Source organism: Leisingera aquaemixtae (genome assembly GCF_006740765.1).
In the GTDB taxonomy this organism is placed as follows: domain Bacteria; phylum Pseudomonadota; class Alphaproteobacteria; order Rhodobacterales; family Rhodobacteraceae; genus Leisingera; species Leisingera aquaemixtae.
In genome coordinates this window covers 1,215,263-1,229,336 of sequence record NZ_CP041159.1, presented here as the reverse complement: position 1 = coordinate 1,229,336, position 14,074 = coordinate 1,215,263, and the positions used below count along the sequence as shown (strand labels likewise).

11 protein-coding genes and 1 tRNA gene are annotated in these 14,074 nt (G+C 64.3%); 2 read left to right on the top strand and 10 right to left on the bottom strand.

The features are described from left to right. Positions 1-54: 54 nt before the first annotated feature. Positions 55-2,283: a Hint domain-containing protein gene (locus R2C4_RS07685; RefSeq protein ID WP_141892063.1), complete on the bottom strand. Its 2,229-nt coding sequence runs from the start codon at positions 2,281-2,283 to the stop codon at positions 55-57. 820 nt (positions 2,284-3,103) lie between these two features. Between R2C4_RS07685 and R2C4_RS07680 the strand changes: the two genes are divergently transcribed. Next, positions 3,104-3,301 (top strand): hypothetical protein, encoded by a 198-nt coding sequence (locus R2C4_RS07680; protein WP_058286725.1) that lies wholly within the window; start codon positions 3,104-3,106, stop codon positions 3,299-3,301. A gap of 102 nt (positions 3,302-3,403) precedes the next feature. Here R2C4_RS07680 and R2C4_RS07675 read toward each other — a convergent pair. The 9 genes from R2C4_RS07675 to R2C4_RS07635 all read right to left on the bottom strand — a co-directional run bounded on the left by R2C4_RS07675 (position 3,404) and on the right by R2C4_RS07635 (position 13,426). Beyond that, positions 3,404-3,493: transfer RNA gene (locus R2C4_RS07675), tRNA-Ser, on the bottom strand. Between the two features lie 80 nt (positions 3,494-3,573). Then, a complete protein-coding gene (locus R2C4_RS07670) occupies positions 3,574-4,299 on the bottom strand; it encodes an alanyl-tRNA editing protein (protein ID WP_141890183.1) in 726 nt (241 codons plus the stop codon). Next, positions 4,286-6,742, bottom strand: a complete 2,457-nt coding sequence (locus tag R2C4_RS07665; RefSeq protein ID WP_141890182.1) for a DUF3772 domain-containing protein — start codon at positions 6,740-6,742, stop codon at positions 4,286-4,288. Before R2C4_RS07665 ends, R2C4_RS07670 begins: the two co-directional genes overlap by 14 nt. Then, entirely contained in the window at positions 6,739-7,773 is a 1,035-nt protein-coding gene (locus R2C4_RS07660; protein ID WP_141890181.1) for a cysteine synthase A, read from the bottom strand. The genes R2C4_RS07665 and R2C4_RS07660 overlap by 4 nt, the downstream gene beginning before the upstream one ends. Positions 7,774-7,841: 68 nt before the next feature. Beyond that, complete coding sequence (locus tag R2C4_RS07655; RefSeq protein WP_141890180.1) at positions 7,842-8,966, bottom strand: NUDIX domain-containing protein; 1,125 nt, start codon at positions 8,964-8,966, stop codon at positions 7,842-7,844. Positions 8,967-8,996: 30 nt separating this feature from the next. Further along, complete coding sequence (locus tag R2C4_RS07650) at positions 8,997-9,437, bottom strand: TrgA family protein (RefSeq protein ID WP_058286721.1); 441 nt, start codon at positions 9,435-9,437, stop codon at positions 8,997-8,999. A 29-nt stretch (positions 9,438-9,466) separates the two neighbouring features. Continuing rightward, positions 9,467-10,672 carry an SAM-dependent methyltransferase gene (locus R2C4_RS07645; RefSeq protein WP_141890179.1) on the bottom strand — a complete coding sequence of 402 codons (1,206 nt, stop codon included), beginning with the start codon at positions 10,670-10,672 and terminating at the stop codon, positions 9,467-9,469. 81 nt (positions 10,673-10,753) lie between these two features. Then, entirely contained in the window at positions 10,754-12,178 is a 1,425-nt protein-coding gene (locus R2C4_RS07640) for a cryptochrome/photolyase family protein (protein WP_141890178.1), read from the bottom strand. A gap of 24 nt (positions 12,179-12,202) precedes the next feature. Then, positions 12,203-13,426, bottom strand: a complete 1,224-nt coding sequence (locus R2C4_RS07635; protein WP_141890177.1) for an aminotransferase class V-fold PLP-dependent enzyme — start codon at positions 13,424-13,426, stop codon at positions 12,203-12,205. Between the two features lie 264 nt (positions 13,427-13,690). Between R2C4_RS07635 and R2C4_RS07630 the strand changes: the two genes are divergently transcribed. Further along, on the top strand, positions 13,691-14,071 hold the full coding sequence (locus R2C4_RS07630) for a VOC family protein (protein ID WP_058286717.1): 381 nt from the start codon (positions 13,691-13,693) through the stop codon (positions 14,069-14,071). Positions 14,072-14,074: the final 3 nt, after the last annotated feature.

Here is a 14,074-nt window from a genome sequence, read left to right as displayed (position 1 = left end):
CTTCCTGCGCTTCGCTCTTGTCCACCGTTTCCCCCAAAACGGCAGCTGCACCTGTCAGTGCACAAGCAGATGCGCCTCGTGTTTGCGCAGCGGCCGGCGCGCCGCGGAATAGGCCGCGCGGCCTTGTTCCGACTTCAGCTCCGGAAACAGCTCAAACAACTCGTTGCGCTGGGCATTGTCCAAACCGCGCAGGGACTGGTCGCCAGGCTGGAAGCTTTCGGTCCAGGCGCCATCGGACAAGACCACCTCATGCTGATCGAACATGAAGTGGATATAGGTGACCTTGGACACCTCCATCCGGTCGACACCGGCCAGGCCGGTCAGATGCTTGGCCGCCACCAGAACCTCGCGGTCCTCGAAGTAGAGCGCGGTCTTGTTATTGGCAACCAGCACCCGGTGGTTGGGGCTGACCATCATGTCGCGCTCCGGCAGGCCGTTGCCGAGGGCTCCCTTGCAGATCACCACTGGCTGCAGATGCGAGGCACCGGCCAGATCGCGGCCTTCCAGCGTGCGCGCGCCAATCCAGCGGATTGCCTGAATGCCGTTGTCGCGGGTGATCACCCGGTCGCCCGCTTGCAGGTCCTCGACCCGGCGTTCGCCCAGCGGAGTGGCGATCAGAGTGCCCGGCGTGAAGCAGGGAATGATCTGCTCGATCTCGCCAAAGGTCATGGAGCCGGTTACAGCGCCGTCGCTGTCGAGGAAATTGACGGTGCCCGAGAGGCTGTTGCCATCCGCATCCTCGGTCACGCCGGCCAGTTCAAACCGGCCGGAGCCCCTCAGGTCCAGGGTATCGAAGTCGTCGCCGCCCGAACCGCCATCCACCACGTCGCCGTCTGTGCCGCCGAGGAAGGTGTCGCGGCCGTCACCGCCGGACAGGGTGTCCGCCCCGTGGCCGCCGGTGATCAGATCGTTGCCGGCACCGCCATCGACCAAATCGTCGTCGATGCCTGCGTCGATGGTGTCATCACCGGTGCCGCCATAGATTTCGTCGTCGTCATCCTGGCCATAGATCAGGTCGTTCCCGGCGCCGCCGTGGATCGTGTCCATCCCGTTGGCGGGATCGGGGTCCGCCGGGCGGCCGTCGCTGCCGTCATCGGTGATGTTCAGCCCGTCCGGGAAAGCCGGGTTCAGGCCGCCAAAGATGGTGTCATCGCCGCCGCCGCCGAGAAGGGAGTCCGAGCCTTCGCTGCCGGTGATCAGATCCGCATCCGCGCCGCCGTCGATGGTGTCGTCGTCGATGCCGCCGTCGATCACATCCATGCCGGTGCCGCCGTCGATCAGGTCGGCATCGTCGCCCGTCAAGATGGTATCATTGCCGGCCCCGCCCAGCACGGTATCCCTGTCGTCCGACGGGTCCCCGTCCGCCGGGATGAAGGGGATATCCGGGCCGGTGCCCGTGTAGCCCGGAAAGCCGCGGTCCGGCAGCGGCACGCCGCTGTCCTTGGACGTGTCGATCACATCGTCGCCGCTGCCGCCGTCCACAGAATCCGCCCCGTCGCCGCCATCGATTGTGTCATTGCCGCCGCCGCCCAGGATGGTGTCGTCTCCCGCGCCGCCGGACAGCAGGTCGTCCCCCGGCACCACCGGGTCCTGCGGGCCGGAGGTGTAATCGTAGTGCGCGTTGTCAAAGGCGGTGCCCGAGGCGCCCAGATCGACGGTCAGCGTGATGTCATTGAAATCCTGATCACCAAGGCCGGGCAGATCCTCGAAACCGATCTGCACGGAGCCATCCGGGTTCTGCCCGAAGGCCCGGGTGTGGACCAGCCCGTCGGGATTAAGGCCCGCGTTGCTGCCGTAACCGGACGAGTAATACGTGCCTTTGGCGTTGGAGATGCCGACCCCGACGATGGCGCCTTCGGGCGCGTCGTAAGTGAAGCTGCTGCCAACGCTCCCGTTGGCATTTTCGGCCAGCGCCACCACATTGCTGATCTCACCGGTATGCGGGTCGATGGTATAGGCGAACAGCCGATTTGTGATGCCCGCAGTGGAGCCGTCGATTGTGATGGTGACCGCTGTGGGGGCGCCGGACACACCGTCGCCCAGGATCAGGTCGTCGCCGCTGCCGCCCTCGGCGGTGTCATCGCCTGCGCCGGCATAGATGCTGTCGTTGCCGGCACCGCCAAGGATGACGTCATCATCAGGTCCTGCCGCCGGGCCGGTGGCATCGGCGTGGTCAACCAGATCGCCGTCCGGGTCGCCGGTGTAGGCCGCGTCAATCAGGTCATCGCCTGACGTGCCCTCTACGATCCCGTCCCGTGCCGGATTCGGCTGCTCGTCACTCATTGTCACTACCCTCTCCTCACCGGTCAGGCGAAAACCCCCATCTGCCGGGTCCGCCGGACAGCCGCACAGCCATGCGGTCCGCCGCAGTCAAAACACCAGCCCACACGGATGAGGAGCCAGAGCGCGCGCGCACTGGTTTGCCCGCTGAAACAGCGCGCAATCGGATGGCCGTAGCTTTCTGATCAGTGGTGTGCCCGTAATACAGCACCGGGACTTGTCTCAAAATTTAGCAGTCCACCACGGTTCAGCAGCTTGCAGAACTCGCCCCCCAAATGGGCTAATCCATCCATACTTTAGGCACCCCGGCCCTCAAAGTTAAAAAATTGCCTAAAATTCCTCGCATTAGGCGCGGCAGCCGCCCGGAGGCGGAAGGATTTCCGCCCGCATTGTTTCCATTTCCGGGGGCGGCAGATGCCGAAACCTGGAAAAACATGCGAAGTACCGCACATGGTGGCCGGCTTTGCGCCGTATATGTTTCCACATCCGGAACACCGGCTGAAGCGCTGGATGCGGCCGGCACCCGCTGCGGTTGCCCGGCGCTGCGTAGGAAATGGGGCGGAATTTGGCCTCAATTCCCGGGATTTCAGGCGTTTGTTTCCACCGGATGCCGGTCCGGCGCGCCTGTTCTTTCGAATCAAAGCCCCTAACCGAACGGTCAGCGCGGCCTGACCGGAAAGCGAAAACCGCCAAAGACTTTATTAAAGCCCGCGGAACTGCGCCATCCCCGGCCACGCGCCCGCGCGGCCCGGCGTGCAATCAATCCCTCCCTCGATCCCAAAAACCGGCTATACTCACCCGCATCAACAGACAGGAGACTGCAATGCTCTACCCCCTCGCCACGCTCGAAGCGGAGAAGCTCCACGCGATCCAGGATCTTGAAAAGGATATCGGCAGCCCTGTCGTTGCGCTGGCCGAGGTCGAGGCGGATACCGCCGCGCTGCCGGAAGACCAGCTTAAGAAACTGCAGGAGCTGGAACAGGAACTGGGTGTCGTTCTGGTGGCGGTCCGGCCAAACTGATCCCGCTGCCGGTCCCGGTTCGAATAGCCCGCAGCAACCGGCGCACAGCACTGGCGCAGGCATCACTTCCGGCGGCTTTAACGCGTCGTTCTGCTGGGGTTATGGCGGAGAGACAGGGATTCGAACCCTGGAGACGGTTTCCCGCCTACACACTTTCCAGGCGTGCGCCTTCGACCACTCGGCCACCTCTCCGTTGAGGGGGCTTTTGAAGGATTGGAAGGGGAATTGCAAGAGCCGAAATGGCAAAAAATGCGCCTTCCCCCCAATCTTTTTCAGGCCTCCAGATGCAGGTAGACGCGGCGGTTCTGTTTGCCCTTTTTCTCTACCTTGCCAAGGCGGATTTTGCCGATCTCGCGGGTGCGCTTGACGTGGGTGCCGCCGCAGGGCTGCAGGTCAATCTGCTCTTGTCCGGTACCGATCCGCACCAGCCGCACCTGCCCTGCCCCGCGCGGCGGCGAGACCGACATGGTTTTCACCAGCTGCGGATTGGCGTCCAGTTCAGCGTCGGTGATCCAGTCCTCGGTCACCTCCAGATCGCGGTCAATGAGCGCCTGCAACTGGTCCTGCAGCGCCTGCTTGTCCTCTGGCGCCTCGGGCATGTTGAAATCGAGCCGCCCTTTGCCATCGCTGATCGAACCGCCGGTGACTTCCAAAGGGATCACCACGGACAGAAGGTGCAGCGCCGTGTGCACCCGCATATGGCCATAGCGGCGGTCCCAGTCGAGCACCTGGGTCACCGTGGCACCAACGGGAGGCAGGGCCGAGCCCTCCTCCGGCACCAGCACCACCGCGCCGGCCTCGCCCTTGGCGGTGGTGGCGATGCTGCATTGCCCCTCCGCCCACAGCAGCTTGCCGCTGTCGCCGGGCTGGCCGCCGCCGGTGGCGTAAAACAATGTGCGGTCGAGGATGATCCCGCCCTGATCCGTTTGCGCCAGAACCTCGGCCTCGGTCATCCGGGCATAGGCGTCCTTGCGGTACAAAAGCTCACTTGTCGGCATCTGAATCTCCTTCAGCATCGTTGTCGGGATCGTGATGCAGATCGTCCAGATCCGGCTTTGGCGGTGCAGCCGCGGGGGCGGATGCGGGCGCTTCGGCAGTGCTTGCAGCCTGGGCCTGGGCCAGCGCTTCAGGATTGCGGATCCAGATGTCGCGCTGCATGAAGGGGATTTCGACCCCTTCTTCCTGGAAGCGCCTGGCGATTTCATAGTTCAAATCGGATTTCACCGACAGCACCCAGTTCACGTCGCGCAGGATGGCGCGAATCTCGAAATCGAGGGAATCGGCGCCGAAGCCCTGGAACACCACCGAGGGCGCCGGGTTGAGCAGCACCATCGGATGGCCCTTGGCAATATCGCTCAGGATCGCCTCCACCTTGCGCGGGTCGGTGCCATAGGCAACGCCGACCGGCACGATCACCCGGCCAACGGTGTTGCCGCGGGTATAGTTGGTGACAGTGCCCGAGATCAGGTCCGAGTTCGGCACGATCACGTCGGTGCGGTCGAAGGTCTCGATCCGGGTGGAGCGTACCGAGATGTCGCGGACATATCCCATCAGCCCGCCGACCTCGATCCAGTCGCCCTTGGAGACCGGACGCTCGATCAGGAGGATGATGCCGGAGACGAAGTTGGACACGATGGTCTGCAGGCCGAAGCCGATACCGACCGACAGCGCACCGGCGACGATGGCGAGCGAGGACAGGTCGAGGCCCGCCATGGAGATCGCCACCACCGCGGCCAGGAAGATGCCGACATAGCCAAGCCCGGAAGTAATCGCGTTCTGGCCGCCCGGATCAATCTTGGTCTTGGGCAGAAGCGAGTTGCGCAAAGACCCCTGCACCAGCCGCGTCAGGGCGTAACCGATGGCGAAAACGATGGCGAACGTCAGAAAGGCTGTGGGCGAAATCCGGGTGCCGCCGATTTGGAAGCCCTCCAGAAACCGCGACCACAGCTCTGTCAGGTCGGCCACCCGTGCGCCCCAGATCAGCGCCAGCAGCGGCAGCGCCAGTGTGACCAGCAGGAAGCCGATCAGCACGGCAAACAGCGAATCCCGTGCCTCAGAACCCTTACCGGACAGCCAGCCGTAGACGTCGCCCAGGAAGCGCTGCAGCACCAGCAGGGCGGCCAGCAGCGCCAGCGTGGAAACCGCCGGATAGATCAGCGCCTCTGCCGCGTTGACATAGCCGAAGGCAGCCAGCACCGGCGACACGAACCCCAGAAGGTAGGTGGCGCGGCGCACCAGTGTCATGACCCGGTTGGCACCGGCAGCAATGGCGCCGTCCTCGTCGGTGTCGTCCTCGCTTTGCTGCTGGCGGCGCTTGGCACCGATCCGGTGCAGGCGCAGCAGCACCAGTGCAGCCCCCATAATCAGCGGGAAGCTGGCGACCGCATGGGCTTCTGCCGGGATGTTGTCGATGTTTTCCACCAGGCTCAGCGCATCCTGCAGAACCAGGATCACCGCCAGGATATCGACCATCAGCCGGGTTTCGTTCAGGCGCCCCTCCTGCACCGGGACCAGGTCGTTTTCGATCCGGCCGGAAAACAGCTGGTTGCCCAGCCAGTGGAAGGACAGGATCAGCAGCGCCCAGCCGGGGATGTGATCCAGCAGCACAGCACCGCGGAACCCGAGTATGCCGGACAGGTCGACAGCCGCCACCAGCAGGAGGATGCCGACGAAAGGCACGATCACTTCCAGCAGCGAGACCACAAAGCCCCAGACGCCGCGGCCGCTGCTGCCGAACTGGCGCAGATAGTCGCCCGCCGCATGGGCCCAGGCCCGGCCGCGCGCCAGCAGCAGCGCGGAAATCACCAGCAGCAGAAGCAAGGCAGGCAGACTGTTCTGAATCCGCTCGGCGGTGGTGGCGCTGCCAATGCGGATGACCGTTTCATTCAGAAGCGAGCCGGCAGACCGAGACAGGGAGCGCCACGCGCCCGGCCAGTTCTCGGGGTTGAGAGGCGACGGGCCGCGCTCCAGCAGCTTGCGGGTGCGGCGCTCGCGGATGATCTTGTCAATTTCGGAAATCAGGCCGTTGGCGCGGCTGAAGGCCTCTTCCGCCACGATGCGCGGAACCTTGAGGTCTTTCAGCTGCTGCTCCAGCGAGCTGCGCAGCTGGGCGATGTCCTCGGGCTCGCTCTCGCCCTCGGCAGGCGGCTCGCCAAGGGCGGCAAGCTGGCCTTCCAGCGTCTCAAGACGGTCGCCGTTTTCGGTGCGTGCGTCCAGGAAGTTCTGCCGGTAGCCGGCCAGCTCCTTGCGCAGGGTTTCCAGCGCAGCGCTGGAGGCCCGTCTGGCGTCAATGACCTCCTCCGCGCGGTTGGCGGTCTTCAGCCAGTCCTGATAAACAGCCCGGGATTCAGCGTTCAGCTGCGCCAGGCCAGGCATAGCGAGGCCGGCCGCGAAGGCCAGCCCCAGCAAAACAGTCCGCAAAGCGGTTATGAAAGCTGTCATACGTCCTCAAATACGCCGGGAATGGACGCGGGCGTATGGGTCATCCACTCCGGCACCGGCAGGTCTTTCTCCCGCAGGAAATCCGGGTTGAACAGTTTGGACTGGTAGCGGGTGCCATAGTCGCACAGAACGGTGACGATGGTCTTGCCCGGGCCCATGTCCTTGGCCATGCGCACAGCGCCTGCAATGTTGATGCCGGAGGAGCCGCCCAGCACCAGGCCTTCCTCGTGCAGCAGGTCGAAGACATACGGCAGCGCCTCGCTGTCCGGCACCTGATAGCTGAAATCAGGCGTGAAGCCTTCCAGGTTCTTGGTGATCCGGCCCTGGCCGATGCCCTCGGTGATCGAGCTGCCCTCGGAGGCCAGCTCGCCAGTGGTGTAATAGGAGTAGAGCGCCGCGCCCATCGGATCGGCCAAGCCGATCTTCACGCCGTTGGGCTGCAGCGCCTCGGCCACGCCCGCCAGGGTGCCGCCAGAGCCGACAGCGCAGACAAAGCCGTCGACCTTGCCGCTGGTCTGTTCCCAGATTTCCGGGCCGGTGGTTTCCACGTGGGCCTGGCGGTTAGCCACGTTGTCGAACTGGTTGGCCCAGATCGCGCCGTTCGGCTCTGTCTGGGCCAGTTTTTCCGCCAGACGCTGGGAATAGCGCACATAGTTGTTGGGATTTTTGTAAGGCGCCGCGGGCACCTGGACCAGCTGGGCGCCCGCCAGGCGCAGCATGTCCTTCTTTTCTTCGGACTGTGTTTCCGGGATCACGATCACCGTCTTGAAGCCCATCGACGCGCCGACCAGCGCCAGGCCGATGCCGGTGTTGCCGGCAGTGCCTTCGACAATGGTGCCGCCCGGCTTCAGCTCACCGCGGGCCACCGCATCCTTGATGATGTAGAGCGCCGCGCGGTCCTTGACCGACTGGCCAGGATTCATGAATTCCGCCTTGCCCAGGATCTCGCAGCCGGTCTCTTCGCTGACGCGGTTCAGGCGGATAAGAGGTGTGTGGCCGATGGCATCAGCCAGATCACGTGCAATGCGCATGGTATCCCTTTCGATCTGTTCCCCAAGATGTAACCAAGCGCCCCGGCGTTCACAAGGCGCGAAGCGGCTCAGGAGCGTGCGTTCCGCAGCCGTTCGCGGTGGCGTGACAGCCACAGCGCCGCGGTCACCAGCGGCATGTCCTGATAGATCTGGTCATCCACCCCCAGCATCAGCTCGTCATAGCTGAGGATCTTGCTGCGGATGTCCTCCCCCTCGCCTGCAACGCCGCCGCCGCCATTGAGATCAGAAAGGTCCGCTATGCCGATGAAAACGTGAATAAACTCCGCCAGCGCGCCGCTTGAGGGATAGACCTGCGCCACAGGCTCCAGCCGCTCAACAGTGACGCCTGCCTCCTCCTGCGCTTCGCGGATTGCAGTCTCCTCGGGTGTTTCGCCTGGGTCGATAACACCCGCCACCGGCTCCCACATCCAGGGGCGGGCTTCGCCCATGATGAAAGGGGGTGCGCGGAATTGCTCCACCAGCAGCACCTGATCGCGGACCGGGTCATAGGGCAGCACCACCGCCGCATGGCCCGCCATCGCGGCAGAGCGGTGCATCACCGGGCTCATGCTGCCGTCGTAGCGGCGGAATTGCAGTTCCATCTCCTCCATCGCGAAGAAGTTCAGCCAGGCGCGGGTGTGGCTGTGGACGACCACGTCCCTGGACAGATCACGGTCGGGCGCGCCCGGGCGGGCCTGCGCGGCCAGCCAGGCCGCGGCGCGGCGGCGGACCGAGGGGAAGCAGCGGGCCACCTCCTCTGCGCTCATGCGGCCGTGGTAGGCCATCACCTCTTCGGCGGCGCGCAAGGACAGCGCGCCCCACTCCTCCACCCAGGCCGCCAGATCCCAGGGCTCCGCCGTCTGCCACAGGCCGGGCTCGGGGAAATAGACCTCAGCCGGAGCGGTGCTGCCGTCCTCCAGCTGCACGGTGACCGGTTTCAGCGCGTAGCCAAAGCCGCCCTCGTAGAAGTTGAGCGCATCCAGGCAGGCGGGCGTGAGATCCTGCACCAGAATACCGGCAGCGGTGGCACCCGCCCGTTCCTCGATCGCCGGAAACGGCTGCCCCGCGACCTGGTAGACCCCATGCCCGGGCAGCTTCGCTGGCTGTGCGTTCAGTGCCGCGCCGCTGCGGCCCAGAACCAGCTCAAGCAAAGGAAGATGGCGCAGGGTGCCAAAGAAAAAGAGATTAGCCACGGTCGGTAACCCGTTGTTAAGAAATGTCAATCAACGCCAGCGGCGAGAGGCGTTTTCGGTCGCAAGCCCGGCCAGCACACCGCCCACGGCCAGCGGCACCAGAACGGACGGCACAGCGATAACAAAGAAATAGTCCAGCGCAATGACAAAGATCGCCGACAGCGCCTCAAACGGGCCGTCGTAGCGGTGCCGCATGGCGAGGCGGAACATCTCCCAGGCACCCTGGATGAACAGCGCCCAAAGCACCATCACCGCCATGCCGGTGATCCCGTTATTGATGGCAGGCACCAGGCCGCGGCCTGCCCGCCTGCCCATGAAGATCCAGCCGCACAGCAGCCCCAGCGCCACATTCACATGCACGAAATAGCCGAAATCCGTGCCCTCGGGCATCAGCGGCATGACCAGGAAGGACGCAAAAAACGCCACCAGGCCCAGGCAGATAGCGGCGGTCAGTCGGGCTCCGGTGGGCATGTCGTGTCAAAATCCGTGCGGCAGTTCACTCAGCGATGCGCAACTGTAATCTGCGTCACGTCGCAATTTCCAGTCTTAAAGGCTGCCGCGCAGGAGGTGAGGTAAAAGTTCCACATCTTGTGGAAGCGGTCGTCAAAGCCCATGCTGGATATCTGGTCCCAGCGGGCATTAAACGTGTCATGCCAGCGCCGCAGGGTCTGGTTGTAGCTGTCGCCGAATTCGATCGAGCGCACGACGCCGAGGCCAGCCCTTTCCACCTGTTCGCGCAGCACCTTCGGAGACGGCAGCATTCCGCCCGGGAAGATGTGCTTCTGGATGAAATCGACACCCTTGCGGTAAACCTCCCAGCGCCGGTCAGCGACGGTGATGATCTGCAAGGTGGCCTGACCGCCGGGCTTCAGCCGGTCGCGGATGGTGGTGAAATAGGCGGGCCAGTATTTCTCGCCCACCGCCTCGAACATTTCGATCGAGGCGATGCCATCGAACTGGCCGCGGCAGTCGCGGTAGTCCTGCAGCCGCAGCTCCACCCGGTCCGAAAGACCAGCTTTTTCAAGCCTTTCGCGGGCAAACCTTAACTGTTCCTTGCTGATCGTCAGGCCCGTCACCCGCAGCCCGCGCTGACCGGCCGCATATTCGGCGAACCCGCCCCAGCCGCAGCCGATCTCCAGCACGTGGTCGCCGGGTTTGACCCCCATCTGGTCCACCATCGAGGCGTATTTGGCGGTCTGCGCTTTTTCCAGGCTGTCCTGGCCGCTTTGGAACAGGGCGCTGGAATAGGTCATCGTGTCGTCCAGCCACATTCCGTAGAACTCATTGCCCAGATCGTAGTGATAGGAGATGTTTTTCTTGGCCTGGCGGCGGTGGTTGCGGTGCAGCCAGAAGCGGAACCGCTCGTAAGCACGGGCCAGGCCGCGGCCCGGGAAACCGTCATAGACAGTATTGGCCCCCATATGCACCAAATCCATGAAGGCTTGCAGGTCGGACGTGCTCCACCAGCCTTCGAGATAGGCATCGGAAAAGCCCAGGTCGCCCTCGCGGATCAGCCGGGCAAAGCACTCCGGGTTGTGGATATGCAGATCGGCAACCGGGCCGGGATTGCGCCCCTTGGCCGAAAAGACGCGCCCGTCCGGCAGATGGATATCCAACTGCCCGACCTCCATGGCTTTGATCCTGGAAAACACCGCTGCAAAGTAGCGCGGCAGGTTATCCTGACCTTCAACCGACGTCAGCTTCATAGGCTTCCCCCTGTACGCAAAACGGAAGTGCTACAGGGAAAAGCTAGGCCGCAGTGGGCTTTCTGGCAAGAAAACTGTGCGTTAGCGCTCTTCGCGGGCCTCGCGATAGGCCGTGAGCGCACGGTCCCGGCCCGCCTGCAGGCTGACAACCGGCTCCGCAGGCGCCATGCCGGCGGACAGATCCCAGGACAGCGGCGCAGCGTCAAAGAAGTCCAGGGCGGTCTGCGGCGGGGTGTCCTGGCCTTCGGCGATCCAGCGGCCGGTGTAGGCGCCTTCGGGGTCGAATTTTTCCAGCTGGCCGCTGGGATTGAAGACGCGGAAGAAGGGAGCCGCGTCAGGGCCGGAGCCCGCCACCCATTGCCAGCCCAGGGCGTTGGAGGCCGGGTCCCAGTCCACAAGCGTGTCCGCGAACCAGTCCATGCCGATTTTCCAGTGCGTCATCAGATGCTTGGTGAGGAAACTTGCAACGATCATCCGGGCCCGGTTGTGCATCGTGCCGGTCACGTACAGCTCCCGCATGGCGGCATCGACAAAGCCGTAGCCGGTCTGCCCGCGCTGCCAGGCCTGCACCTGCGGGGTGATCTTTTTAGACCAGGGGAAATCCTGCCATTCCTCGCGCCAGCTTTCGGTCAGGATGTGCGGTGAGTAGTACATCAGCTGGTAGGCGAACTCGCGCCAGACGATTTCTTTCAGGAAGTGTTCTGCGCCCTGGCTGCCGCGCTCCATCGCTGCGCTGCCCTGGTGCCACATCCGGTGCGGGCTGATTTCGCCCCAGGCAAGGTTTTCGGACAGGCCTGAGGTCGCATCCTCCGCCGGATAGTCGCGACGGGCCTTGTAGGCGTCAACGCTGTCTTCCAGGAAGCCGTCCAGCCGGGCCTGCGCTGCTGCTTCGCCCACCCGGCAATACCGGGCGACCACATCCGCCCCGCGGCGCATGGCGGCGCCCATGCGCCAATCGGCCAGATCCTCGCTGGCGGGCCAGCTGTCCGGTGCAGCGATTTTCCCCGGGGCGGGCAGCAAGCTGTCGACGCCGCGGTTCCGCACTGCCTTCCAGAACGGGGTGTAGACCTTGTACATGCCGCCGGCCTTGGTCTCCACCGTCCAGGGTTCGAACAGCAGCCGGCCGCCGTGGGATTTGACCGCGACGCCCTGCTCCTTCAGCTGCTGCTTGATTTCGCTGTCGCGCGCGGTGGCCTGGGGGTCATAAAGGCGGGACCAGTGCACGGCCCCTGCCCCGGTTTCTTCGATCAGGTCCTGCAGCACCTTCAGCGCTTTGCCGCGGCGCAGGATCAGGCGGGAGCCGGCCTTGGCCAGTTCCTGCCCGAAATGCTCCAGCCCCAGGCCGAGGCGGAACTTTGGCGCCGCTCCCAGCGCCTCGTCCTGCTCATCCAGGATATAGACAGGCAGGACCGGGGCGCCGCTTTCGGCGGCAGCCGTGAGGGCCGGGTTGTCGCAAAGGCGGAGATCCCGCCTGATCCACCATATCACCGGCGCACGGCTGATCATGTTGTTGTCCTTGTCCTGTTGGCGTTACAGCACCCGGTCCAGCGCCTCGATCAGCTTCGCAACCTCGGCCTTGGACGTGTAATGGGTGAAGCTGATACGCAGCACGCCCTCGGCTGGATCAATGCCCATCGCCTCCAGCGCGCGGACGGCATAGAAGTCGCCGCCGCCGGCCATGATGCCAAATTCTGCCAGCTGGGCCGCCACCGGTTCCGCAGCACGGTTGAGGGCCAGGGCAACTGTCGGCGCGCGGGTTTCAGCGGTGGACGGCCCCAGCAGGCGGACGTTGTTGCGGTCCTTCACCGCGTCCAGCAGCGGTTGCAGCAGGGCGATCTCATGCCCGCGCATGAGGTCGTGAACGAAGGCACCGGTTTCTGCCGCGCTGCCTGCGTGGCCGTGATGGGCGGCCAGCGCCTCGAAGTAATCCGCCATACCGGCCGAAGCGGCCACCTGGGCATGGTCCGGGCCTGCCGGGGTGAAGCGTTTGTAGAGGCAATCAGCGTTGAAGTAATGCGCCTGGTTCGGCAGCAGCTCGCCCAGCGCCCTGCGGATCACCATGATGCCCTGATGCGGCCCGTAGGTCTTGTAGGCGGAGAACAGGTAGATGTCGGCGCCCAATTCATCCACATTCGGCAGCCCGTGCGGTGCGTAGGAGACGCCATCGACGCAGACAAAGGCGCCCGCGGCGTGCGCCATCGCGGTGATCTCCGCCACCGGGTTGATCTCCCCCACCACGTTGGAGCAATGCGGGAAGCAGACAAGACGCACCTTTTCGTCCAGCAGTTCTTCCAGCCGGGCCGTGTCCAGATGGCCGGTCTGCGGGTCGATCTGCCATTCGCGGATCTCGATCCCCTCCTCTGCAAGCCGCCGCCAGGGGCCGCTGTTGGCCTCGTGATCCTGGTTGGTGACGATGATGGCCTCGCCCGGTTTCATGAACGTGCGGAAGGCCTGCGCCAGCACATAGGTGTTCTGAGTGGTCGAGGGGCCAAAACTCAGCTCATCCGTGGCAACGCCCATAAGGGCCGCGAGACGGGTGCGGGCCTCGTCCATCTCCTCCCCGCCCAGCCGGGATGCCTCATAGGGTGCATAGGGCTGCACCTTGCGCTGGGTGTAAAACCGGGTCAGCCGGTCAATCACATGGCGGCAGGTATAAGAGCCGCCCGCGTTTTCAAAAAAAGCCTGGCCTTGAAGGCTGGGCTCGGCAAAGGCCGGAAACTGGGCCCGGACAAAATCAATATCCAATGCAGTCATTGCAAATCTCTCCTCAATCGCTGCGGTCCGATGGGAAGGCCGGCACATGCCAGGGATCTCCCCGAACATGGCAGGTCTTCCAGCCGAGCCGCGCTCCCGCACAAGGATTGAGGGATCGCAGGCAGCCCTGCAAGCGGGAATTCCCGGCACAGGACTCAGGCGTGATAGCGCCCGGGGCCCGCAGCGGTCAAGTCCGGCGGCTGATGCCAGAAACTGACATTAGGGCATGAGACTTTGGCCGCAGGCAAACATGGAGGATTTGACATGGCCTTTACCCCCAAGGATTTTCTGGTCTGGGGCGAGCTGCCCGTAAGCGATCTGGACGCGGCAGTGACGTTTTATTCCAAGGTCACCGGCGCGGATCTGAGCATCGACACCAGCGGCCCCAACCCCATTGCGATGTTCAAGACCGCAGATGAGGCATCCGGTGTTGCGCTGCATCTCTATCCCGGCAAACCCGCAGGCGACGGCCGCGGCCCGACGCTGCACCTGACCGCTGAGGGCGCGCTGGAAGATGTGATGGAGCGGGTGACGGATGCGGGCGGCAAGGTGGTGTCGGAAACCATCGCCATCCCGCCCGGGCGGTTCTTCTATGCCACCGATCCGGACGGCAATTCGCTGGGGTTCTTCAAGTACAATGAGTGAATA